We start from the raw sequence: 22,907 nt of genomic DNA on the forward strand, positions 1-22,907 counted from the left end.
TGTCATGCGGTCACTGTCGGACCTGACACCGATGTCAGGTTCAAGTCTCTTTCGTGTGCCTACGATGGGCCTGGCCGCGCCGCCGACGACACGGGAGGGGATCGGACGTGCGCATCGGAGAGCTTGCCGACGCCACCGGGGTGAGTGCCCGGTCGCTGCGCTACTACGAGCAGGAGGGCCTCATCGAGGCCCACCGCGACGGGCGCGGGTGGAGGTGCTTCGACGCCGAGGCCGTGGACCGGGTCATCCTCATCCAGCACCTCTTCGCCGCCGGGTTGAGCAGCTCGGTCATCGTCGAGCTCCTGCCTTGTCTCGCCGCCCCACCGGAGGAGCGGACGTCGGAGCTGGCGGACCGCCTCGACGCCGAGATCAGGCGGCTGGAGCACGAGCGCCGGCACCTGGACCACGAGCTGGGGGTGCTGACCGAACTTCGGCGGGAGGCCGTGGTGTAGCGCGCTAGCTCGTGCCGCGCTGCCTGTCCGGGCGCGCCAAGTGCGAGGGACCGTGCGGTACGTTGCGGGGTCTGGGGGCCGCCGCTCAGCAATGTGAAGGATTCGCCGTGCCGCTCTTCGAAGTGAAAGATGATGGACTTCTGAAGCTCGACCAAACCACCTTGGCTGCCGAGCATCTGTGGGAGCGTCGCCATCTCCAGGCCTACCTGCGCCAGCACCTGCACGAGATCGACGGGGCCAGAGATCTACTGGTCATTGCCGAGGAGTTTGCCGACTGGACGGACTCCAAGCGGCGAATCGACCTCCTGGGAGTTGACCGCCGCGGCAATCTCGTGGTGATCGAGCTCAAACGGGGCAACACGGGCGAGCACATGGAACTCCAGGCGGTTCGCTACGCCGCCATGGTGTCGACAATGACACTTGATCAAGCAGCACGAGCTTTCGCCCAGTTCCTCGCTGCCGCCGGCGAGCCGGTCGACGTAGAGGCGGCGCGGACGCGCATCGTGGAGCACATCGATGCCGAGGACGCGGAGGAGGAGTTCGGTCGGGATGTGCGCATAGTGCTCGTGTCGGAGGACTTCTCGCTCGAGGTCACGTCAGCCATCATGTGGCTCAGCGCCAAGGGCATCGACATCACAGCCATTCGCCTGGCGGTCCACAAGCTCGAGGGGCGGCTCCTTCTCGACTTTCTCCAGGTGATCCCGTTCAAGGGAGCCGAGGACTACCAGGTTCGGGTGCGTACCAAGGAGCAGGCCGAGCAGGAGCTCCGACGTAATAAGGTCCCCTGGAACGGCGAGTGGTACATGGCGTACGGGGGGCGCCCCTGGGGTGAAGCTCGCACGTATGGGTTCGTAAGTGCGGGCGGTCGTAGTGATTCTGGCCGGCTCTTCAGCCAGCCGCTCTTCCGGCTTCCGGTAGGCGGCCGAATCTGGGTTCATGCGCCGAAGACCGGTTATCTCGGCGTGGCGGAGGTCCTCGCACGTCCTGTTCCGCTCACGGATTTCCAGGTGTCCGTAGACGGGGTCCAGAAGTGCTTCTCCCAGGTGACGCAGCATGAGTGGCACGGGCCTGAGGAGGGCGACGCGATCGAGCATTTCGTCGCGGTGAAGTGGCTCGACTGCGTGGCGGCAGGGGAAGATCCTTTCAACGAACCCGGGCTTTTCGGGAACCAGAACATCGTGGCTCAGCCCCAGGACCCCAAGTGGGCACACACCATCGAGCGCCTGAAGGCAAGGTTTCCGCACTGGAGCACCGCATGAGCACGGAGGTGGTCCCTCGGGAGGGCCTGACCACCGGGTTGCCCGTCCCGGAGTTCCGACCTAGAAGGCTGTGTCCGGGTTGCCCTGGCTGAGCCGGAATTCCTCGGCGGCGGGCACCTCGATGAACTCCGTGACGGCGCCCACGTGCTCGCGTAGAGCCTCGAGCACCTCGTGGGGGGTGACGTAGAAGAACTCGCGGCGTGTGTTGACCTTGTTGACCCGTTGGGCAGCGAACCGTTGGTGGAGTGCCGTCTCCACGCCCACCGCATCGGGTGAGAAGAAGAGGGCGTGGACATCGAACCGGAAGGGGACGGAGGCGTCTCCGAGCTCGTTGATGCGGTCCATGGGTTCGAGCCGCCTGGTCATGCCGATCTTGACCATCCGCTCGCCGAAGGCGCCGATGTTCGAGATGACGTAGACGTACCCGGCTCGTTGGTTCGCCGCGCGGTAGTCCACGGTCTCGATGGCCTGCTCGGTCTCGGCCAGCTGTGCGCGGATCTTCTCGGCCCCCTCGGTGTCGCCTCGCGCCTCAAGTGCAACTAGGGCCGATACGTAGTGCTGGCGCTCCTTCTCCAGCTTCTCCCGTTCACGGGCGAGCTCTAGCTCGGCCTTCTTCTGCTCGCGCAGCTCTTCCCGGCGCGCCCGCTCCGCTTCCTTCTCCTGCTCCTTCATCATCCAGAAGTCGGCAGCGAGCTCGAGCTCTTTCAGGCGGAGCCAGTGGTAGGAGGGGGTGATGGCGACGTCCACCATCTTTCCCCGCTTCCGGATGCGTTCGGCAGCCTTCTCGAGCCGTGCTTTGGCCGCCCCGAGATTGCCGGCCTTGACAGACTTGACCGCGTTCTCGGCCTCCGCGTTGTAGGCGGCCAGCATCATGTCGTGCAGGTCGTTGACGAACTTCCGCCCCTGGCTCGCCGAGTTGTTGTAGGTGAAGTTGGTGGAACGGGTCGCGGCCTTCTTCTCCCGCTGAAGCTGCTTCAGCTGGTCGCGCACGGAGGCGAGTTCCGCCGCCAGCTGCACGGAGTTCTCCGCTGGGTGATGGAACCTGTAGTAACCGAACTCCTGGAGCTCGACCTGTTCCTTAGCATCGACGAGTTGTTGCTCGACGTCGCGCAGCTGAGCTGTGAGTGTGGTGATCTGCGTCTCGAGCTGGGCGATCTCGCGCTGAAGCCCGGCTCGGCGGGCGTTCATGTCTGCAACGTCCAGCGCGCCCATCTCGGACACGACCTGCTCCAGGTGGGCATTCCGCTCGAGAAGTTCTTCGGCCTGCTTGCGGGCGCCGAAGAACTTCACCTTGGGTTTGTCAGGAGTCTGCTGCGGGATGGTCGAACCACCCCATGGCTGCTCGGATTGGGCGGGGTGGGGCTGCACGGGGGCCTGCTGGGTTGGTGCTTGCGGGTGAACGTGCTCGGTCCAGCGGATGCCGTCCCAGTACCGCAGCATGCCCGGCTGCTGCGGGTCTGGATACCAGTTTGCAGGTGGTGTACTCATGACCTTCCCCTTGATCGTGTCACTCGAAGGGACGTTAACCGACCTCGCAGTCGGCGGACGCGGTGTATTCGGTTGACCTGCAGGTTGGCGACCGCGAGGCGCCCTGGCTGCTGGGGCGGTGGCCGTCGAAGCGGCCTCCTGGTTCGATGGGGTCGCTATGGTTCCACCACGTCTCGCAAATCTGAGGAGAGCCATGACCGAGGTAGTGCCGCCTCCCGCACCACTGGTCGAATGGCTGCGTTCGCGGTCACGCGATCAGGCGATCCACGCCCATGCGGTGAAGGTGCGGACGGATTGGTGGAACTCGAAGGTGCTTCCAGGTGGGCCCGTGCGCGGGACTGCCGCCGACGGACACCAGTGGATCGCGCGTTCCGATCTGTTCTCGCTCGCCGCACGTGCGTCTGCGGACGAGAGTGGTGAAGGAGCACTGACCCTGTTGTGGCACACGTTGGCGTGGGGAACGGGTACCAGACATCGTAACAACGCGCGCCGGATCCAGAGCGTTCTTGCCGACCCCAACAGCGGCAGCCGTCTGCGAGAAGCGGCACAGGCATCCAAGAGCGACCCGGCGCCGGCCTTCACCATGCTCCGTCCAGATCGGCGCAACGCCTATCCGTGGCTGGGGCCCAACTTCTTCACTAAGTTCCTCTACTTCGCCGGCGGCGGTGAGCCGCAACACCCGTGCCTCATCGTGGACCAGTTCGTCCGAGCTGCCCTGTTTCGTGACACGGGGCAGGATCCGCGGTTCCGCCCTCTTTCCCAGTACGGCGTGAGTGACTACCTCGTGACCCTCGACCAGCTCCGAGCCTGGGCCGAGGCGGCGCAGACCGAGGTGGGAAGGTCGGTCGGGCCGGACGAGGTCGAGCGATGGGCCTTCGCCAGCGCCGAAAGATGACCTGCTAGCAGCGACGCCATCTCGCCCGGCCCATCGGCGGACCGTAAGGAACGACGCGTGCGAAGTGGCTGGTGCAGATTGGTCGCTCTGACGACCGACACGCCGCAGGACACCTTGTCGATGTGCACGACACGCCGGGGGGCCCGCTGAGCGCGCGGCGGGCTGCCCGGTGGGGCGTCGCGGTGCTCACGTGATCGCGGATCGTCGAGATTCGCTCGTGTAGGTTCTCGCGTGATCTGTCCGGGGGAGTGGTTCGCTGACCTGCGGGGCGACAAGTTGGTGAGACGAGGCGCTGTCTCACTAACTTGTCGGAATCCTCAGAGACCGAAGGCCCCGCCACCAACCAGGATGGCGATGCCCAGGCCGATCAGGACGATGGGGAACAGGATGTGCTCCCACCGCTCGAGGACTTCGGCGATCGGGGGGCGGGTGGCCACGAACTTGGCCAGCATCACAAGGGCCGCGACAAGCACGAGGAACACGATGCAGTAGGCCACCACGGCCGCCGGTCCCACGCTGAGGAAGACCGGCACGTAGACGCCGATGTTGTCCCCGCCGTTGGCGAAGGTGACCCCGGCGACGGTCCAGACCGCGACGTTCTTGCCGGCGACCTCGGCGTCGTCATCATCATCGTCGTCCCCGCGCCAGGCCTGCCAGGCGGCCCAAACACCCAGGGCCAAGGGGATGAGTCCGAAGTACGGGATAACTGCCGGGGGCAGGAACGCATCCGCGCCCACGGTGACGAGTACGGCCGCGCCAAGAATGCCCGCGAACCCCAGATACTGGCCCACGGCGATCCGGGCGGTCGTCCCGGGCTGTCCCGCACCACGGGCGAAGAACAGCGAGAGCACGATGATGTCGTCGATGTTGGTCGCGATGAACAGGCCGATCGCCTGCAGGACCGCGGACAGGATCATGCGCGCGCCTCGGCGGTGCAGCCTCCGTCAATCGAGCAAGCAGGATCGAGGCACGGCGCGTTCTCGTCTACTGCGAGAGTGACCTCAACCAGTGCGTTCAGCGCGCGCGTCAGGTGTGGGTCCGCGATCTCATAACGTGTCCGACGGCCCTCGAGCTCGGCGATCACGATGCCGCAGTCCCGCAGGCACGCGAGATGGTTGGACACGTTAGAGCGCGTCAGCCCTAGGTCGCTCGCCAGCTCCGCGGGGTAGGCCGGCCGCTCGAGCAGCACCAGAAGAAGTCGTGACCGGGTGGGGTCGGCCAGAGCCCGGCCCAACCGGTTCATCACATCGAGACGAGAAGCAACGGTCAGCACACGCTGAACAATACAGCAACGACTGAATTGATCACGGTGACGGCAAGCGCATTAGGGCGGGCAGGCCTGCCTCATGCGTGGGCGGCGTGCTCGCGTTCGGGCGTGGTCGGGTGGTTCGAGCTGGAAAGTGGAAGTGCTTCATGCTGACGGAGAAGTGGGCGGCCACGCAGTCCTGCAGCCCGGGTACCGCATCACTGGGCGCGGTGCCGCCCGCCTTCCCCGAAGGTGACAGCGTCCGCTCAGGTCAGTCAACGTCTCCGACCTACTTCTTCGACCCATGCCATCCAACCAACGTGAATAGCATTCCGAGGAGCGCCAAAGAAGCAGACCAGGGCCAAGCATTAACTTTCACTAGGAGCACCCCTAGTGCGACCGCATAAACCAGGGTAGCCGCAGCGAAATGCTTTCGACTCTCGGGGGAGCGACGCTCCACCAGGGGATGATCGGGACGAGATTCACCTGCCGCCTTTAGCGCACTGAAGTTTATCGCTACGCACGCAAACAGGATGAGGGCGGGGAACCAGAGCTGAGCCATCTACGAGTTAAGTCGAATGACCATTGCGAGGACAGCAGCCACGAACTTATTCCTCAGCCACTGCGAAGTGAGAACGCGAAGCACGGGCCCACCTGCACAGCCGAAGATTGCGTTCGAAACCCACGTGGGAGGGGAAATGTTCCGGTTCGCTCGGTTCGCCATAGCCTGCAGAGCGGAGGGGACTAGGGAAGCGAGTGCCCCTCTAACGCACCAGGCAACAGCGGCAACGGCAATAGCGGCGACGACGGTGACGATCCTTCCTTATTGTCCAGTCGCCGCCACGCTAGCACACATCTTGGCGAGCGAAACCTCTGACTTGATTCGGTTTGGCGTTGTCGCCGGCGGTGATCAGCATCGGTGCCGCAGTGTCGTATACGAGGGTCCGCTGGTCTTGCGGCCCGAGTGGTGGATCGGCGCTCAGCGAGGCTGACCCAGCAAACGTGCTTCTCTCCGGGTCGTTGGCACCGGGGCTCCTGGGTGCGCCCTGCTCCTGGTCACGGCCAGGGCTAGGCCCGGCGTGGCGCCACATGAGTGGCCTAACGGCGAGTCTGCTGTCTTGGCGGCAACCCTCGCGCACCCGGCGAAGGGGTGCTCCGCGGAACACCCTTGGTGCTGACCGCCCGAGCGAGCCGCGGTAAACCGGTAGGCCGCTTCTCCGCACATCCGAATCGGTGGCGTCGCGTTCGTCGAAGGAAGCGTTGGGACGGACGTCGACCTGCGACTACTCCTGCGATACCTCGAGTGAGGCCTTTTCATGGGCGGTGTGGGTGCTGCGGTGTCCCCACGGGAAGACCCACCGGAACAGATTCAGGCCAGGACGTCTGCACCAGCAGTCCTCCGCGCAGCCGCACCTGATCGCTCCGGCCGCCTCGGCTGCCTTGTTGCCGAGAGCGAGAAGTAGGTAGCCACCAGCGAGCAGCCTCAGTACACGCCTCACGAGAGCACCTCGGTGAGTTGATCTACGGTCGGTGAGCCCGCGAGACCTGCTGGTATCTGGTAGACCCGGCACGCCAGACCGACCTGCTCGGCGCCGCTGGAGAATGGATCGTGGCCGTCGATGCGGATCGTGGGTGATCCGGTGAAACCAACCCGTTCGGCGTCCTCAGGTGTTTCAACCTTGCGCCGCTCGACCACAACGTCGACACGACCCAGTCGGGTCAACGCCTCGGACAGTCGCTCATTCGCGACGGTCCAGTGCGGACAGCCGTCGAAGTAGAAGAGTTCGAGTCGCAACACTTGCCTCCATCTCCTGACCCCTGCACCAAGTTGGTCAACGGGCTCTCCATTCTCGACCACCGGGTGGCTATGACAACTTGCGCGAGCAACCTACGGGCTGGTCTGTTCGCCACGACCCCCCCGCCCCCGCCCGGCGGGAACAATTCGACCACCCCCAGAGTTGAGCCTAATGAACTCAACTTCAGTGAGCCTCGGTTTGACAACACCAAGCCGTCCGCACAGAGTTGAGTGCAGACGTGTCAACCCCACGCCCACCCACGCGGGTGGCCGTACCTTCCGATCAAGGAGAACCACATGGGACGTGCAGTCGGCATCGACCTGGGCACCACCAACTCCGCTGTCGCCGTGCTGACCGGCGGCGAGCCCGAGATCATCGCCAACGCCGAGGGCGGCCGGACCACGCCGTCCGTGGTGAGCTTCGCCAAGAACGGCGAGGTCCTCGTCGGTGAGGTCGCCAAGCGGCAGGCCGTCACCAACGTCGACCGGACCATCCGCTCCGTCAAGCGCCACATGGGCACGGACTGGAAGAGCCCGGAGATCGACGGCAAGACCTACACCGCGCAGGAGATCAGCGCGCGGACCCTCATGAAGCTCAAGCGCGACGCCGAGGCCTACCTGGGCGAGCCGGTGACCGACGCGGTCATCACCGTCCCGGCCTACTTCGACGACGCCGAGCGCCAGGCCACCAAGGACGCCGGCGAGATCGCCGGCCTCAACGTCCTGCGCATCGTCAACGAGCCGACCGCGGCCGCCCTGGCCTACGGCCTCGACAAGGGCAAGGAGGACGAGCTCATCCTTGTCTTCGACCTCGGTGGCGGCACCTTCGACGTCTCCCTCCTCGAGGTGGGCAAGGACGCCGACGACGGCTTCGCGACCATCCAGGTCAAGGCCACCCACGGTGACAACAAGCTCGGTGGTGACGACTGGGACCAGCGCATCATCGACCACCTGGTCACCGTCGTGAAGAACCAGTCCGGCGTGGACCTGTCCAAGGACAAGATCGCCCTGCAGCGTCTCAAGGACGCCGCCGAGCAGGCCAAGAAGGAGCTCAGCTCCTCGACCAGCACGTCGATCAACCTGCAGTACCTGTCGATGGGTGAGAACGGCCCCGTCCACCTGGACGAGACCCTGACCCGCGCGCAGTTCGAGCAGATGACGGCCGACCTGCTGGAGCGCACCAAGGCGCCGTTCGACCAGGTCATCAAGGACGCCGGCATCTCCGTCGACAAGATCGACCACGTCGTCCTCGTCGGTGGCTCGACCCGGATGCCCGCCGTGACCGAGCTCGTCAAGAAGCTCACCGGCGGCAAGGAGCCCAACAAGGGCGTCAACCCGGACGAGGTCGTCGCCGTCGGTGCCGCCCTGCAGGCCGGTGTCCTCAAGGGCGAGCGCAAGGACGTCCTGCTGATCGACGTCACCCCGCTGAGCCTGGGCATCGAGACCCAGGGCGGCATCATGACCCGCCTGATCGAGCGCAACACCGCGATCCCGACCAAGCGCAGCGAGGTCTTCACCACGGCCAGCGACAACCAGCCGTCGGTGGGCATCCAGGTCTACCAGGGTGAGCGCGAGATCGCCCAGCACAACAAGCTGCTCGGCAACTTCGAGCTGACCGGCATCGCCCCCGCCCCGCGCGGCGTGCCGCAGATCGAGGTGACCTTCGACATCGACGCCAACGGCATCGTGCACGTGTCCGCCAAGGACCGCGGCACCGGCAAGGAGCAGTCGATGACGATCTCCGGCGGCAGCGCGCTGCCGAAGGACGAGATCGAGCGCATGATCAAGGACGCCGAGGCGCACGCCGAGGAGGACCGCAAGCGCAAGGAGGAGACCGAGACCCGCAACACCGCCGAGCAGCTCGTCTACTCGACGGAGAAGTTCCTCGCCGACAACGGCGAGCAGGTCCCGGCCGACGCCCGCGGCCCGGTCGACACGGCCCTGGCCGACCTCAAGGACGCCCTGAAGGCCGACTCCGGCGCCTCCCTCGACGACATCAAGGCCAAGATGGAGACCCTGTCGACCGAGTCGCAGAAGATGGGCTCCGCGATGTATGCCGCGCAGGGCGCCGCCGCCGGCGACGCCGGTGCGGGTGCCGGCACCACCGGCTCCGAGGGCTCGACCTCGACCGACGGTGACGACGTGGTCGACGCCGAGGTCGTCGACGACGAGGAGACCAAGTGACCGACATCGACGGCACCACGGGCGGCGGTGCTCCCCGCGAGGAGGAGCACCCCGCCACGGGGCCGGTGATCCGGGACAAGCGCCGCATCGACCCCGAGACCGGCAAGCCCCGCACGCCCGAGGCGTCCGAGGACGCCGGCCGGCCCGACGCCGCTCCGGCAGCCGAGGGCGAGGCCGCGGCCGACGACGTGCACCCGGACACCGCCCTGGCCGCCGAGCGGCTGGAGGAGATGCGCCGGATGCAGGCGGAGTTCGTCAACTTCCGCAACCGCACCCAGCGGGAGCGGGAGGCCGACCGCGACCGGGCCGTGTCCACGGTGATCGAGGCCCTGCTGCCGGTCATGGACGACATCCACTCCGCCCGCCAGCACGGTGACCTCGCCGAGGGCACCCCGCTGCGGGCCATCGCCGACAAGCTCGAGGGCACCCTGGAGAAGTTCGGGGTGCGCCGGGTGGGCGAGGTCGGGGACGTCTTCGACCCCAACGTCCACGAGGCGCTCATGCACATGCCGGCCGACGCGCCGGGTGTCGAGCTGCCCGAGGGCACCACGGAGATGACGGTCGTCCAGGTCATCCAGCCCGGCTTCGTGGTCAACGACAAGGTCGTGCGACCCGCCCGCGTGGCGGTGGCCGACCCGGCCTGAGCACCGCATACCCCTCGTCCCTCCCGGCCGGCCAGCGTGTCGGCCGGGAGGGGGCGGGGGACCCACGACGATGTGAACGAACCGACACGGACCAGAGGAGGTGAGGACCGTTGGTCAGCCAGGACTGGGTCGACAAGGACTTCTACGCGATCCTCGGTGTGCCCAAGGACGTCGACGAGGCGACGCTGAAGAAGCGTTATCGCAAGCTGGCTCGCGAGTGGCACCCGGACTCCAAGCCGGGTGACAAGGCGGCCGAGCAGAAGTTCAAGGACATCGGCGAGGCCTACGCGGTCCTCTCCGACCCCGACCAGCGCCGCCAGTACGACGCCGTCCGCGCGATGGGCGGCGGCGCGCGCTTCACCGCCGGCGGCCCTGGTGGGGCGGGTTTCGAGGACGTCTTCTCGCAGATGTTCGGCGGGGGCGCCCAGAACGTCCGCTTCGGCAACGGCGGCGGCATCGACCTCGAGGACCTGCTCGGGGCCTTCGGCGGCGCGGCCGGCGGCTTCGGCCAGCAGGGCGGGCGCGGCGGCGGCTTCCCGGGTGGCTTCGCCGGACGGGGCGTGCCGAAGGGCCAGGACGTGGAGGCCCGCACCACCCTCGACTTCCGGTCGGCCGCCAGCGGCGACACGATCACCCTCAGCAAGCCCGACGGGGGCCGGGTCACCACCCGCATCCCCGCCGGCGTCAAGGACGGCCAGAAGATCAGGCTGCGCGGCAAGGGCATGCCCTCGCCCGTCCAGGGCGGCGAGCCCGGTGACCTGATCCTGCACGTCACGGTCACCCCGCACCCCGTCTTCGGGCGCGACGGCGACAACCTCACGGTCGACCTGCCCGTCACCTTCAGCGAGGCCGCGCTCGGCGCGACCGTCCCGGTGCCGACCCTCGACGGCGGCACCGTGAAGGTCCGCATCCCCGAGGGCACCCCCTCCGGCCGCGTGCTGCGCGTCAAGGGCCGCGGCATCGCGACCAGGAAGGGCACCGGCGACCTGCTCGTCAAGGTGCAGGTCGTCGTCCCGCAGCGGCTGTCCGACGCGGCCCGCCAGGCCGTCGAGACGCTGCGCGAGGAGGAGGCCGGCTTCGACCCGCGGGCAGACCTGGTGCGCAGAGCGGGGGCGTGATGGCCGTCGTCGACCGTGACACCCCGGTCTACGTGATCTCGGTGGCCGCCGAGCTCGCCGGGATGCACGCCCAGACCCTGCGCCAGTACGACCGCCTCGGCCTGGTCGTCCCCTCGCGCACCCGGGGCGGCGGACGCCGCTACTCCTCCCGGGACATCGACCGTCTCCGGGAGGTGCAGCGGCTCTCCTCCGAGGGCGTGAGCCTCGCGGGCATCCAGCGCATCCTCGACCTCGAGCGCGAGGTCGAGCAGCTGCGCGAGCACGCCGCCCGCCTGTCCGCCGAGAACCACGCCCTGCGCGAGGCCCTCGGCCAGGCCCCGCGGGTCTTCGCCGCGGGCCGCTCCGGCGAGGTCGTCGCGCTCCGCGCCGGCACCCGCCCGCGCGGCACGTCCTCGACCACGGCCCTCGCGCTGTGGCGCCCGCGCGGCTGGCCGACGGGCTGAGCCACGGCGCACGGGCGCCGCAGATCACTTCACCTCGCGGCGCACCACCCGCCAGCAGCCGACCGCCAGCGGCAGCAGGATCCACAGCGCGGAGGTCGTGCCGACCTGCGCCCACTCCCGGCCCGTCAACCACGCCGGCTCCAGCAGCGGGCCCTGCGCGGTCGCCAGGTCGAGCCAGGCGGCGTGCTCCCGCAGCCAGGCGGTGAGCAGGAAGATCATCGGCGAGAGCGTCGGCACGAGGAAGTAGCCCACGATGCCCAGCGGCACGTTGAGGAAGAGCGCGCCGAAGGCCACGCCGAGCAGCACCCCCAGCGCCTGCAGGACGACCACGTTGAAGGCCATCGGCCAGCCGATCGCCAGGTCGACCTCACCGCCGTCGACGGCCGTCATCGACGCCACGTGCGCCCCGGCCGCGAGCAGGCTCGTCACGACGAGCACCCCCAGCCCCAGCAGCACCGCGGCCAGCGTCTTGGCCACCATCACCCGCAGCCGGCGCGGCTCCTGGGTGAAGGTGATGAGCGCGGTGCGCTGGCTCCACTCGTTGGCCGCCGTCATCACGCCGAGCACCGGCACCAGCAGCGCCTGGGGGATGTTGGCCGCGACGAGCAGGGGCAGCAGCCCCGCCCCCGTGTCCCGGTTGACCCACAACGTCCCCGCCATGGAGATCGCGGTGATCGCCACGATCGAGATCAGCAGCCAGCGTCCGCTGCGGGTGTCGACGAGCTTGCGCAGCTCGGTGCGCAGCAGCCGGCCGAAGGGGACCGGCCCCACGTCGACCAGCTCGGGCCGGGGGTCACGGGTGGTGGTGGTCATCTGGGGCTCCTCGGGGGTGGAACGGGTCGGCGGGGCGACGGTGCTCATGCCGCCACCTCCACGGACTCGCGGGCCTCGGCGGCGGTGAGCTGCAGGAACATCTCCTCCAGGCCGCTCCCGGCGGAGGGCCGCAGGTCGGTGACGAGCAGCTGCTCGGTCAGCGCCAGACGGGCGACCTGCTCTGCCGTGGCGCTGGTGACGAGATGGCCGTCCTGCCGGACGGTGACCTCGTGCCCGGCGCGCTCCAGCGCCGCGCCCAGCCGTGCCCGGTCGGGGGAGCCGACCTGGGTGCCACCGCCGCGGAGCAGCTCCTCCTTGGTGCCCTGCGCCACGATCCGGCCGTGACCGATCATCACGAGGTCGTCGGCGATCTGCTCGACCTCGTGCAGCAGGTGCGAGCTGAGCAGCACCGTGCCCCCGTCGGCGGCGTAGTCGCGCAGCAGACCGCGCATCCACCGGATCCCGGCCGGGTCGAGCCCGTTCGCCGGCTCGTCGAGGACGAGCACCCGCGGGTCGCCCACGAGCGCCCCCGCCAGGCCGAGGCGCTGCCGCATGCCGAGGGAGTAGGCACCGACGCGGCGCTCCGCCTCGCGCGGCGTCAGCCCGACCCGCTCCAGGGCGGTGTCCACGGCGCGCCGCGGCATCCCCGCCATCGCCGCGGCCAGGGCGAGGGTCTCGCGCCCGGTCCGGCCGGCGTGCTGGGCGGTGGCGTCGAGCATGACGCCGACGTGCCGCGCCGGGGTCGGCAGCGCGCGGTAGGGCCGGCCGAGCACGAGCGCGTGCCCCGAGGTCGGGGTGGTGAGGCCGACCATCATCCGCATCGCGGTCGACTTGCCCGCGCCGTTCGGTCCGAGGAAGCCGGTCACCCGCCCGGGCCGGGCCGTGAAGGTGATGTCGTCGACGGCGGTGAACGTGCCGTAGCGCCGTGTCAGGTTCTCGATCTGGATCATGGCTCCAGCCTCGCGAGCGGGGGCGGGTGCGCGCCTCGGCCGGAGGGCTGCACCCGGGTGTCCTTGGTCGCGCGCGGGCGGGCGAGCGGCATACCAAGGTAGGGGGTGGCACCGCCCCCGGACGGAGGTCGGCGCACCTGGGCGCCCCTAGCATACGGAGGTATGCCGCCCGCGCCCGCCCTGATCCGCCCCGCCCCGGCGCGGACGGACGAGGTCGCGAGGCTGTCGTGGTGGCAGAACGGCTGGCGGCTGGGACTGGCCTGGGTCCTCGGCTGGGTGGTCGTCCTGACGGTCTACGTCGTGCCGTGGTCGGTGGCCGCGGAGGTGGGGGACCCGCCCCGGGCGATGACGACCCTCTTCGTCCTCGACCTGCTCGTGGGGCACATCGTGATCGTGCTCGTCGCCTTCCGGCGCCGGGCCCCCGTCGCGGTCGCGATGGTCTCGATGGGTCTTTCGGCGATCTCGGCCTTCGGGGCACCGGCGGCCTTCCTGGCGCTCCTCTCGCTGGCCACCCGCCGGCGCCTCGTGCCGCTGGTCTGGCTGGGGGTCGTCAACCTGGCTGCCGGGGCCTTCAACGAGCTCGTCATGCTGCCGGTGATGATGCCGCCGAGCATGGAGCGTCAGGTCACCGGGCTGGGCTTCTGGTGGGACGCCCTCGCCTACGCGGTCTTCATGACGCTCGTCTACGCGATCGTCGTGCTGATCGGCTGGAACGTCGGGTCACGCCGCGAGCTGGTGCAGAGCTGGCGGCGGCAGGCCGAGACCGCGATGCGGGAGCAGGCGGCGCGGGTCTCGCAGGCCCAGCTGGCCGAGCGGGCCCGGATCGCGCGCGAGATGCACGACGTGCTCGCCCACCGGCTCTCGCTCGTCGCCATGCACGCGGGGGTGCTCGCGCACCGGCCCGACCTCCCGGAGGACGAGCGGCGCGAGGCCGCCGAGGTCATCCGCGAGGGCACGCACCAGGCGCTGGAGGAGCTGCGCGAGGTGCTCGGCGTGCTGCGCGACGACGGCGAGAACGCCGGGGAGGACGGACGCGTCGAGGCACCTCAGCCGGGCCTGAGCGGCATCCCCGCGCTGGTCGCGGAGGTCACGAGCAGCGGGCAGCCCGTGCGGCTCGTCGCCGAGGAGGACCTGTGGCGGCGCTCGGTCTCGCTGCCCGCGAGCACCGGTCGGCACACCTACCGGGTGGTGCAGGAGGCGCTGACCAACGCCCGGCGCCACGGGCGGGACGGCAGCGCGACGGTCACCGTGGACGGGGCACCCGGGCGGGGGCTGCACGTCGTGGTGAGCAACCCGGTGCGGCCGGTCGAGGAGGGTACGGTGGCGGACGGTGGCCGCGGGCTCGCCGGCATGGCCGAGCGGGTGCAGCTGGCCGGCGGACGGTTCTCGGCGGGCGTGGAGGTGACGGACTTCGTGGTGCGGGTCGAGCTGCCGTGGCCGGAGCAGGAGGACGGACGTGGCTGAGCGACGGCCGCGCGTGGTGATCATCGACGACGACGCGCTGGTGCGCGCCGGCCTGCGGATGATGCTCGGCGGTCCCGACGGCGTCGACGTCGTGGCCGAGGCCGACGACGGCGACCGGGCCGTGGAGATCGTCGGCAAGTTCCGGCCCGACGTCGTGCTCATGGACATCCGCATGGCCCGCGTCGACGGGCTGGCCGCGACCCGCGCGGTGCTCCAGGCCTATCCCTCGACCCAGGTCCTCGTGCTCACCACCTTCGACGCCGACGACTACGTCGTCGAGGCGCTGCGCTCGGGCGCGCGGGGCTTCGTGCTCAAGGACACCCCGCCCGAGCGGCTCGTCGCCGCGGTCCACGAGGTGGCCGCCGGCGACCACGCGCTCTCTCCCTCGGTGACCGCGCTGCTGGTCGGCCAGGTCTCCAGCGGGGCCCACGGCGGCGACCAGCGCGACGAGCGCTCCCGGCAGGCGCGGGAGCGGCTGGCGGTGCTGACCGAGCGCGAGCTCGAGGTCGCCCGGGCCGTGGCGCGGGGCGCCTCCAACGCCGAGATCTCCCGCGAGCTCTACCTCGGGGTGCCCACGGTGAAGGCGCACGTCTCCAGCATCCTGGCCAAGCTCGGGCTCGCCAACCGGGTGCAGATCGCGCTGCTCGTGCACGACGCGACGCTCATCGAGGGCGACTGATCAGCCGACCCGGCCGCCGAGGACGCGGTCGACGTAGGCCCGGGCGGGAGCGGCATACCGCTCGGGGAAGCTGACGGCGCACCCGATCGCCCAGGCGTTGCCCTCGAGGTCGCGCAGCCGGCGCCAGCGCGTCAGCTCGTCGGCGTCGGGAACCCGGCGCCCCGTGATCCGCGCGTAGGCCGTGAGGGCCTGCGCCCCGATCTCCGGCGTCGGCGTGCTGCCGAGGACCGCCAGGTCCCACTCGACCGGGCCGCGGCAGGCCTCCTCGAGGTCGGCCCAGAGCCAGCGGCCCGAGCGGTCGCGCAGCACGTTGCCCCGGTGCGCGTCGCCGTGGAGCAGCACCGACGTCGTGCCCAGCCCCTCGATCCCTGCCAGGGCCTCCTCGTGCTCGCGCCGGAGGGCGGCGTGCTCGCGCTCGTCGAGGAAGCCGTGGCGCCGGGCGTGCTCCAACGGCCCGGTGATGACCTCGTGGGCGACCGTCAGCCAGGGCAGGTCGGCACCCGCGCCGGTGAGCGCGTCGTGCCAGGCGGCCAGCGCGGTCGCCGTCTCGACCGGGTCGGCGCGGCGGTCGGCGCCGTCGCCGACGTCGGTCCACAGCGAGATCCAGACGCCGTCGACCTCGTGCGGACCCGCGGGCGGGCGCTCCGCCGGGGGGACGACCGGGGCGCCGGCGGCGTGCGCGAGCCGCCCCACGGTGACCTCGAGGTCGAACCAGCGACCTGGGTCGGGGCGACCGAGGCTCGTGTGGCTGGAGACCCGCGCCACCACGCCGGCGGCGGGCATCCGGACCATGAGCGACCCGCGGTCGGAGAGCACCTGGGGCTCGTCCGGCGGCAGGTCGAGCCGGTCCCACAGCCGCAGCAGCGCGGCGGTGCCTCGGTGCGCCGCCCCGGACGACGTGCTGGTGGCCATCGAGCCTGCCCTCCCCGGCGTCGGTCCACGATCATGGGTGCATGACCGACCAGCAGGATGTCATCCAGGACGTGCCCGAGGCCGTCGCCGCGCTCGCGGTCCCCGCCCGGCGCGTCTGCGTGCTCACCGGGGCCGGCATGTCCGCCGAGTCCGGCGTGCCGACCTTCCGCGACGTGCAGGTGGGCCTGTGGGAGCACTTCGACCCGGGCGAGCTGGCCACCCCGGAGGCGTGGGAACGCAACCCCGAGCAGGTGTGGGCGTGGTACTCCTGGCGCGCCACCCTCGTGCGCCGGGCGCAGCCCAACGCCGGCCACGTCGCGATCGCCCGCTGGCAGCAGCTGCCCGACGTCGACCTGACGATCGCCACGCAGAACGTCGACGACCTGCACGAGCGGGCCGGCGCCCGGGTGCTCGCCCACGTGCACGGCGGGCTCTTCGACCTGCGGTGCTCGGCCTGCGGGCGCGCCAGCGAGGAGACCTATCCCGAGGTGACCGAGCCGGTCGCCCTGCTGGAGCCGCCGGAGTGCGGGGTCTGCGGCGGGCCGGTCCGGCCGGGGGTGGTGTGGTTCGGCGAGGCGCTGCCGGAGGACGACTTCGACGCCGCCGCGGAGGCCGCCCGCTCCGCCGACCTCGTGCTCGTCGTCGGCACCTCGGGGCTGGTCTACCCGGCCGCGACGCTGCCCCATCTCGCGGGCGCCCGCGGCGTGCCCGTCGTGGAGATCAACCCGCGCGAGAGCGGCATCACCGAGGCCGCCGACGAGGTCTGGCGTGCGCCCGCCGGCGAGGCGCTGCCCGCCCTCGTGTCGGTCGTCGAGCGGGCCCGCGCGAGCGGCTGACCGGACGGGGCGAGGTCATGACCACGGCGCGGGAGAGGGTCGAGGCGGCGATGCGCGCGACGCCGCGCACGGCATACCTGCCGGAGTCGGTCGCGCACCTCGCCGCCGTGGACCGGCCGGTCGAGCTCGGGCACGGCTCCACCTGCTCCCAGCCGACCACCGTGCGGATCATGCTCGAGCTGCTCGACGCGCAGGAGGGCCAGCGGGTGCTCGACGTCGGCAGCGGCTCGGGCTGGACCACCGCCATCCTCGCCCGGCTGGTCGGGCCGACCGGGAGCGTCCTGGGCGTCGAGCTGGTCGAGGACCTCGTCGCCGACGCCTCCCGACGGCTGGAGCGGGACGGGCTGGCCCACGCGGCGGTGCGGGTCGCCGACCCGGACGTCCTGGGAGCGCCGGACGAGGCACCCTTCGACCGCATCCTCGTCTCGGCCATGGCCTCCGAGCTGCCGGCCGAGCTGGTCGACCAGCTCGCTCCGGACGGGCTGATGGTCCTGCCGCTCGGAGGTCGCATGGTGCGGGTCCGGCACGCCGCCGAGGGCCCCGAGGTGGAGACCGAGCCGGGGGCCTACGTCTTCGTGCCCCTGCGGACCGCGCGCCGCCGGGGTCGGTGGTGGCCCCGGCGGCGGGACCGGGAAGACTGAGGGGCGCACCCGGACCACGCCCCCAGGAGGCCGCATGAGCACCGCGCTCCCCACGTATGCCGACGTCGAGGCCGCAGCGGCCGTGCTCGAGGGGGTCGCCCACCGGACGCCGGTGCTGCGCTCGCGGCGGCTCGACGACCTGGCGGGGTGCGAGGTGCACCTCAAGGCCGAGCACCTGCAGCGGGTGGGGGCCTTCAAGTTCCGCGGGGCCTTCACCGCGCTGTCGGCCTTCGACGCCGACCAGCGGCGGGGCGGCGTCGTCGCCTACTCCTCGGGCAACCACGCCCAGGCGGTGGCGCTCGCGGCTCGCGAGCTGGGGATCCCGGCGGTCATCGTCATGCCGCACGACGCGCCCGAGCTCAAGGTCGCGGCGACGCAGGGCTACGGCGCCGAGGTCGTGCGCTACGACCGTTACACGGAGGACCGTGAGGCCATCGGCGCGGCCCTCGCGCAGGAGCGGGGTATGACGGTGGTGCCGCCCTACGACCACCCCCACGTCATCGCGGGGCAGGGGACGGCGGTCAAGGAGCTGCTCGAGGACTGCGGCCCGATGGACGTGGTCGTCACCCCGCTCGGCGGGGGCGGCCTGCTCTCGGGCAGCATCCTCGCGGCCGGGGCGCTGGCCCCCGAGGCCCGGGTCTACGGCGTCGAGCCGGAGGCCGGCGACGACGCCCGTCGCTCGCTGGCGGAGGGCCGGATCGTCTCCATCGAGACCCCGCGGACCATCGCCGACGGCGCGCAGACCCTGCACCTGGGCGAGCTGACCTTCCCGATCCTGCGCGACGGCGTGACCGGGATCGTCACCGCCGGCGACGAGCAGCTGGTCGAGGCGATGGCTGTCGTCGCCTCGACGCTCAAGCAGGTCGTCGAGCCGACGTCCGTGCTCGGGCTGGCCGCCCTGCTCTCCGGCGCGATCCCCGACGTCGCCGGTCGCCGCGTGGGCGTCGTGCTGTCGGGCGGCAACGTCGACCTCGCGCGCTTCGCCTCCCTCGTCGGCTGACGGGGACACGGCCTGGGCGGCGGCCTTGCTGCGTCGCGGTGGCGGGTCTCGGCGGGTCGTGGCACGGCATACCCCGCAGGCGCGGATTGGCACGGCGGCCCCCGGGGCCGTCAGGATGGGCCCATGACCTACGAGATCGCCCTCTACCCCCGACGGCCCGGCCAGGACTGGGCCGAGGTGGTCGCCGCCGACGAGCTGGACGGCCCGCCCATGGACGCCGCGGCGCTGGAGGCCGGTGTCGCGACCTTCCGCCGGATCGAGGCGCGGCTGCGCGAGGTGCTGACCGAGCCCGTCGAGGTCTGGGTCGCCGAGGAGACCGACGGCGACGTCGTGGGCGAGCTGACCGCGACCGAGAGCGGTCTGCAGGTCGAGCTCTACGACCGGTCCGCGTCGGTGTCCTTCCCGACCGAGGAGACGGCCGGCCGCGCCCGGGTGCACGACCTCGCCCGCCGCGCCGTGCGCGCGGTCGCGATGGAGACGGGCTACGAGGCCTACGACCCGCAGACGGGGCGGGGCTACGACGGGCTCTTCGACGACGGCTCGGACGACCTCGTGGACGACGCCCCCGCGGCCGGTGTCCCGGCGACGCCCGCCGGCCCGGTCGACCCGCTGAACGACCCGCGCGTCGACCCCCGGATGCTGCGCCGCCGCGCGGTCCTCTACCTGGTCATCGGCGCCGCGCTGCTGGTCTTCTCGCTGCTGCGCGTCTACGCGGGTGACACCAGCTGGCTGACCTGGCTCTTCCTCGGCTTCGCCGGCTTCAACCTGCTGGCCGGCTGGATGATGCGCAACCTCGCGATCCAGACCGAGCAGAAGCGCGCGGCCGACGCGGAGGGCGAGGGCGAGGCTCCGACCGGGGGGATCACCAACCTCTGACGGACCCGCCGACTCGGACCCGGCGAGTGCCCCGGTTGCATCGGCCGATCCGCGAGATCGCCGACGTAGGTGGGGCACTCGCATGCCTGCGGCGGCGCCTACATATAACAGATGTAACAAACCATCTGAAATGTAACAGGTGTAACGTCGCTCCAGGTCCGTCGGTGGTCGTCCCTAGCGTGGACCCCTTCCCCACCGACCGAGACCGACCGAGAGGAGGACTGCCATGGTGAGCGGTGCCAACCCCTTCCGCCCCAGCTTCGGGGTGTCCCCGCGCGTGCTCGCCGGGCGTGAGGACCTGCTCTCGGACTTCGACGTCGCCCTCGACGAGGGGCCCGGCTCGCCGCTGCGCTCGCTGCTCGTCAGCGGAGCCCGGGGGATGGGCAAGACGGTCGTCCTCAACGAGCTCGAGGACATCGCCCGCACCCGCGGCTGGCTCGTGGTCCGGCTGCCCGAGGGCGACGACCTGCTCGGCGAGCTGGAGAGCTCCACGATCCCCGCCCTGCTCGCCGAGCACGACGCCACGGCCGTCCGCCGACGCGTGACCGGTGGCGGCATCGGCCCGGTCGGCAGCATCACGACCGAGGTCGACGACCGTTATCCCGTGCGGCACTCGCTCGCCCAGCTGCTCGGTCGCCTGCTCGACCTGCTCGCCGAGCACGAGACCGGTCTGCTCTTCACGCTCGACGAGGTCCAGGCGGCCAGGCCCGACGTCGTCGGCCGGTTCGCCGCGACCTACCAGCACCTGGTCCGCGACGACCGCGAGGTGGCCTTCGCCGCCGCGGGCCTGCCGACCGGCATCGACAGCCTGCTGCGCCAGGCCGGCACCACCTTCCTGCGCCGGGCCGAGCGCATCCACCTCGCGACGCTCACCGACGACGACGTCCGCACCGCCGCGCGGGCCACCGTCGTGGACGCCGGTCGCACCATCGGGGAGCCCGCCCTCGACCGCTACGTCGAGGTCGTCCACGGCTATCCCTACCTGCTGCAGCTCGTCGGCTACCACGCGTGGCGGGTCGACCCGCAGCGGGAGGAGATCACCGCCGACGACGTGGAGCGCACGCTGCCGCTGGTGATCGAGCGCATGGGCCGCCTCGTCCACGCCCCCGCGATCGGTCCGCTCCCGGAGGGCCAGCGCCGCTACCTGCGGGCCATGGCGGTCGACGACGGTCCGGCCTCGACGCGCACGGTCGCCGAGCGGATGGGCGTGCCCATGCAGCAGCAGAACGTCTACCGCGCCCGCCTCATCGACCGCGAACTCGTCCAGCCCGCGGGCCACGGCTACGTCGACTTCACCCTTCCCTACCTGCGCGAGCACCTCCGTGCCCGAGGCTGAGCGCTCCACCGCCGCGACCGCCACGAGGCCACCGATCCCGCGCGAGATCTGGATCCTCGTCGGTGCGGCCTTCGTCATCGCCGTCGGCTTCGGGATCGTCTCGCCGGTGCTGCCCGCCTACGCCCGGTCCTTCGACGTCGGCGTCGCCGCGGCCTCCGTCATCGTCTCGGCCTTCGCCTTCTTCCGGCTCGTCTTCGCCCCGGCCGGCGGGTTGCTCGTCTCCCGTCTGGGCGAGCGACCGGTCTACCTCACCGGCCTGCTCGTCGTCGCGGCGTCGTCCTTCGCCACCGCCTTCGCCCAGTCCTACGGCCAGCTGCTGCTCTTCCGCGGTCTCGGCGGCGTGGGCTCGACGATGTTCACGATCTCGGCCATGGCGTTGCTCGTGCGCCTCGCCCCGCCGCAGGCCCGCGGCCGTGTCTCCTCCGCCTACGGCTCCTCCTTCCTCATCGGTGGCATGGTCGGTCCGCTGCTGGGCGGGCTGCTCGCCGGGTGGGGGCTGCGCGCCCCGTTCGTCGTGTATGGCGTCGCTCTGCTCCTCGCGGCCGCGGTGGTGGCCGTGGGTCTGGGCGGGGCACGGCTGCGCCCCGCGCCCGACGCCGCCGACCGTCCCGTGATGCGGCTGGCCGAGGCCTGGGCGTCGCCGGTCTACCGGGCCGTCCTCTGCGCGGCGGTCGCCAACGGCTGGGCCAACTTCGGCGTGCGGATGGCGGTGCTGCCATTGCTCGCGATCGCCGTGCTCGACCGGCCCTGGGTGGCCGGGGCGGTGCTGGCCGTGGGGGCCGTCGGGACGGCGGCGACCCTGCAGTTCTCCGGGCGGCTCGCCGACCGGGTCGGGCGGCGGCCGCTCGTGCTGACCGGGCTGCTCGTCATCGGCGTCTCCATGGGCGTGCTCGGGCTGACCACCACGCTGGGCACGACCACCGGTCTCGTCGCGCTTCTCGCCCTCTCGCTCGTCTCCGGCGTCGGGGCGGGGCTGGTCAACCCGGCGCAGCAGGCCGCGGTGGCCGACGTCGTCGGGTCCGACCGCAACGGCGGCCCGGTGCTCTCGGCCTTCCAGATGGCCCAGGACGGCGGGGCGATCGTCGGCCCCGTGCTCATCGGCCTCGTGGCCGACCGCGCCGGCTTCCCCACGGCCTTCCTCGTCACCGGCCTGGTCTGCGTCCTCGGGGCGTTGCCCTGGCTGCGGGCACCGGAGCCGCTGACGCCGCCGGGCCCAGCGCGGCTCAGCGACCGGTGAGCGCCCGCCAGTCCTGCTCGAGGATGCCCATGACGTGCGCGTCGATCCACTCGCCGTCGAAGAGCAGCGCCTCTCGCTGCGTGCCCTCGTGCACGAAGCCGACCTTCTCGTAGACCCGTCGCGCCCGGGGGTTGAAGTCGTAGACCTCCAGCTGCACCCGGTGCAGCCCCAGCCCGTCGAAGGCGTGCCCGACGGCCAGCCGGGTCGCCTCGGTGCCCAGCCCACGGTCACGCGCCCCGCTGAGCCAGACGCGGAAGCCGCACGACCGATTTTCGGGGTCGTGGTCCAGCAGCAGGGCCTCGCCGACGACGGTGCCGCTCGACCGCTCGACCACGACCCAGACGACGCGGTCGTCGGCGCGGGCCCAGCGTTCGTAGATCTCCTCCAGCTCCTCCACCGTCCACGGCACGGCCGTCAGCTCCTCCGTGGCGTGCACCGAACCGGTCAGCCGGGAGACCTCGGGGTCGCCGAGCAGCTCGTGCAGGCGCGGGGCGTCCGCCCGTCCGGCAGGACGCAGGACGACGAGGTCGCCGGTCAACGTGGGCGTCGTCGTGAAGTCCGTCATGGCCCCATCCTCACCGGCCCGTCAACCGGCTTTCGACGGCCGGACCCGTCCACCCGGCACCGCGCGCCCCGGCG

The 22,907-nt window shown here is 71.0% G+C and carries 23 protein-coding genes; 15 read left to right on the forward strand and 8 right to left on the reverse strand.

Going from position 1 to position 22,907, the window contains the following annotated elements:
* Window positions 1–107 precede the first annotated feature (107 nt).
* Window positions 108–452, forward strand: coding sequence for a MerR family transcriptional regulator (locus tag FB476_RS01365; protein ID WP_141817193.1), 345 nt, complete (start codon window positions 108–110; stop codon window positions 450–452).
* A gap of 107 nt (window positions 453–559) precedes the next feature.
* Window positions 560–1,711 carry a PDDEXK family nuclease gene (locus tag FB476_RS01370; protein WP_141817194.1) on the forward strand — a complete coding sequence of 384 codons (1,152 nt, stop codon included), beginning with the start codon at window positions 560–562 and terminating at the stop codon, window positions 1,709–1,711.
* Between the two features lie 60 nt (window positions 1,712–1,771).
* On the opposite strand, the gene FB476_RS01375 is transcribed toward FB476_RS01370, so the two are convergent.
* The gene (locus tag FB476_RS01375) at window positions 1,772–3,199 is read right to left on the reverse strand and encodes an SNIPE associated domain-containing protein (protein WP_141817195.1); all 1,428 of its coding nucleotides are present in this window, start codon (window positions 3,197–3,199) and stop codon (window positions 1,772–1,774) included.
* A gap of 193 nt (window positions 3,200–3,392) precedes the next feature.
* On the opposite strand from FB476_RS01375, the gene FB476_RS01380 reads away from it, so the two are divergent.
* Window positions 3,393–4,094, forward strand: coding sequence for an 8-oxoguanine DNA glycosylase OGG fold protein (locus tag FB476_RS01380; protein ID WP_141817196.1), 702 nt, complete (start codon window positions 3,393–3,395; stop codon window positions 4,092–4,094).
* Window positions 4,095–4,411: 317 nt separating this feature from the next.
* Here the strand turns inward: FB476_RS01380 and FB476_RS01385 are convergent, their stop codons facing one another.
* From FB476_RS01385 to FB476_RS01395, 3 genes are all read right to left on the reverse strand, one after another.
* Window positions 4,412–5,011, reverse strand: a complete 600-nt coding sequence (locus FB476_RS01385; protein ID WP_114906266.1) for a cadmium resistance transporter — start codon at window positions 5,009–5,011, stop codon at window positions 4,412–4,414.
* Window positions 5,008–5,367 (reverse strand): Cd(II)/Pb(II)-sensing metalloregulatory transcriptional regulator CmtR, encoded by a 360-nt coding sequence (gene cmtR / locus FB476_RS01390; protein WP_114906267.1) that lies wholly within the window; start codon window positions 5,365–5,367, stop codon window positions 5,008–5,010. The genes FB476_RS01385 and cmtR overlap by 4 nt, the downstream gene beginning before the upstream one ends.
* A gap of 1,468 nt (window positions 5,368–6,835) precedes the next feature.
* Window positions 6,836–7,138 (reverse strand): DF family (seleno)protein, encoded by a 303-nt coding sequence (locus FB476_RS01395; RefSeq protein ID WP_006593175.1) that lies wholly within the window; start codon window positions 7,136–7,138, stop codon window positions 6,836–6,838.
* 294 nt (window positions 7,139–7,432) lie between these two features.
* Between FB476_RS01395 and dnaK the strand changes: the two genes are divergently transcribed.
* The 4 genes from dnaK to FB476_RS01415 all read left to right on the forward strand — a co-directional run bounded on the left by dnaK (window position 7,433) and on the right by FB476_RS01415 (window position 11,524).
* The gene (dnaK, locus tag FB476_RS01400) at window positions 7,433–9,319 is read left to right on the forward strand and encodes a molecular chaperone DnaK (RefSeq protein WP_141817197.1); all 1,887 of its coding nucleotides are present in this window, start codon (window positions 7,433–7,435) and stop codon (window positions 9,317–9,319) included.
* Window positions 9,316–9,963: a nucleotide exchange factor GrpE gene (locus FB476_RS01405; protein ID WP_141817198.1), complete on the forward strand. Its 648-nt coding sequence runs from the start codon at window positions 9,316–9,318 to the stop codon at window positions 9,961–9,963. The genes dnaK and FB476_RS01405 overlap by 4 nt, the downstream gene beginning before the upstream one ends.
* A gap of 110 nt (window positions 9,964–10,073) precedes the next feature.
* Window positions 10,074–11,081 carry a DnaJ C-terminal domain-containing protein gene (locus FB476_RS01410; protein ID WP_141817199.1) on the forward strand — a complete coding sequence of 336 codons (1,008 nt, stop codon included), beginning with the start codon at window positions 10,074–10,076 and terminating at the stop codon, window positions 11,079–11,081.
* On the forward strand, window positions 11,081–11,524 hold the full coding sequence (locus FB476_RS01415; RefSeq protein ID WP_141817200.1) for a heat shock protein transcriptional repressor HspR: 444 nt from the start codon (window positions 11,081–11,083) through the stop codon (window positions 11,522–11,524). The genes FB476_RS01410 and FB476_RS01415 overlap by 1 nt, the downstream gene beginning before the upstream one ends.
* A 24-nt stretch (window positions 11,525–11,548) precedes the next feature.
* On the opposite strand, the gene FB476_RS01420 is transcribed toward FB476_RS01415, so the two are convergent.
* Both FB476_RS01420 and FB476_RS01425 read right to left on the reverse strand, forming a co-directional pair.
* Entirely contained in the window at window positions 11,549–12,385 is an 837-nt protein-coding gene (locus FB476_RS01420; protein WP_141817201.1) for an ABC transporter permease, read from the reverse strand.
* Entirely contained in the window at window positions 12,382–13,287 is a 906-nt protein-coding gene (locus tag FB476_RS01425; RefSeq protein ID WP_141817202.1) for an ABC transporter ATP-binding protein, read from the reverse strand. The genes FB476_RS01420 and FB476_RS01425 overlap by 4 nt, the downstream gene beginning before the upstream one ends.
* Before the next feature lie 162 nt (window positions 13,288–13,449).
* Here FB476_RS01425 and FB476_RS01430 point away from each other — a divergent pair, with 162 nt between their 5' ends.
* Together FB476_RS01430 and FB476_RS01435 are read left to right on the forward strand one after the other, a co-directional pair.
* Complete coding sequence (locus FB476_RS01430) at window positions 13,450–14,751, forward strand: sensor histidine kinase (RefSeq protein WP_141817203.1); 1,302 nt, start codon at window positions 13,450–13,452, stop codon at window positions 14,749–14,751.
* On the forward strand, window positions 14,744–15,430 hold the full coding sequence (locus FB476_RS01435) for a response regulator (protein ID WP_202876870.1): 687 nt from the start codon (window positions 14,744–14,746) through the stop codon (window positions 15,428–15,430). The genes FB476_RS01430 and FB476_RS01435 overlap by 8 nt, the downstream gene beginning before the upstream one ends.
* Here FB476_RS01435 and FB476_RS01440 read toward each other — a convergent pair whose 3' ends face one another.
* Complete coding sequence (locus tag FB476_RS01440; RefSeq protein ID WP_141817204.1) at window positions 15,431–16,342, reverse strand: phosphotransferase family protein; 912 nt, start codon at window positions 16,340–16,342, stop codon at window positions 15,431–15,433.
* Between the two features lie 41 nt (window positions 16,343–16,383).
* On the opposite strand from FB476_RS01440, the gene FB476_RS01445 reads away from it, so the two are divergent.
* The 6 genes from FB476_RS01445 (at window position 16,384) to FB476_RS01470 (ending at window position 22,268) form a co-directional block, all read left to right on the forward strand.
* Window positions 16,384–17,178, forward strand: a complete 795-nt coding sequence (locus FB476_RS01445; protein WP_141817205.1) for an SIR2 family NAD-dependent protein deacylase — start codon at window positions 16,384–16,386, stop codon at window positions 17,176–17,178.
* Window positions 17,179–17,195: 17 nt separating this feature from the next.
* Window positions 17,196–17,819 (forward strand): protein-L-isoaspartate O-methyltransferase family protein, encoded by a 624-nt coding sequence (locus tag FB476_RS01450; RefSeq protein ID WP_141817206.1) that lies wholly within the window; start codon window positions 17,196–17,198, stop codon window positions 17,817–17,819.
* A gap of 34 nt (window positions 17,820–17,853) precedes the next feature.
* Window positions 17,854–18,819: a threo-3-hydroxy-L-aspartate ammonia-lyase gene (locus FB476_RS01455; RefSeq protein WP_141817207.1), complete on the forward strand. Its 966-nt coding sequence runs from the start codon at window positions 17,854–17,856 to the stop codon at window positions 18,817–18,819.
* A gap of 123 nt (window positions 18,820–18,942) precedes the next feature.
* The gene (locus tag FB476_RS01460) at window positions 18,943–19,695 is read left to right on the forward strand and encodes a hypothetical protein (RefSeq protein ID WP_141817208.1); all 753 of its coding nucleotides are present in this window, start codon (window positions 18,943–18,945) and stop codon (window positions 19,693–19,695) included.
* A gap of 226 nt (window positions 19,696–19,921) precedes the next feature.
* Entirely contained in the window at window positions 19,922–21,031 is a 1,110-nt protein-coding gene (locus FB476_RS01465; protein ID WP_141817209.1) for an ATP-binding protein, read from the forward strand.
* Window positions 21,018–22,268: an MFS transporter gene (locus FB476_RS01470; protein WP_141817210.1), complete on the forward strand. Its 1,251-nt coding sequence runs from the start codon at window positions 21,018–21,020 to the stop codon at window positions 22,266–22,268. Before FB476_RS01465 ends, FB476_RS01470 begins: the two co-directional genes overlap by 14 nt.
* Here the strand turns inward: FB476_RS01470 and FB476_RS01475 are convergent.
* A complete protein-coding gene (locus FB476_RS01475) occupies window positions 22,255–22,833 on the reverse strand; it encodes a GNAT family N-acetyltransferase (protein WP_141817211.1) in 579 nt (192 codons plus the stop codon). The two genes, FB476_RS01470 and FB476_RS01475, sit on opposite strands and share 14 nt — an antisense overlap.
* Window positions 22,834–22,907 lie beyond the last annotated feature (74 nt).

Origin of the sequence: Ornithinimicrobium humiphilum, from assembly GCF_006716885.1 — a bacterium.
Lineage (GTDB): Bacteria > Actinomycetota > Actinomycetes > Actinomycetales > Dermatophilaceae > Ornithinicoccus > Ornithinicoccus humiphilus.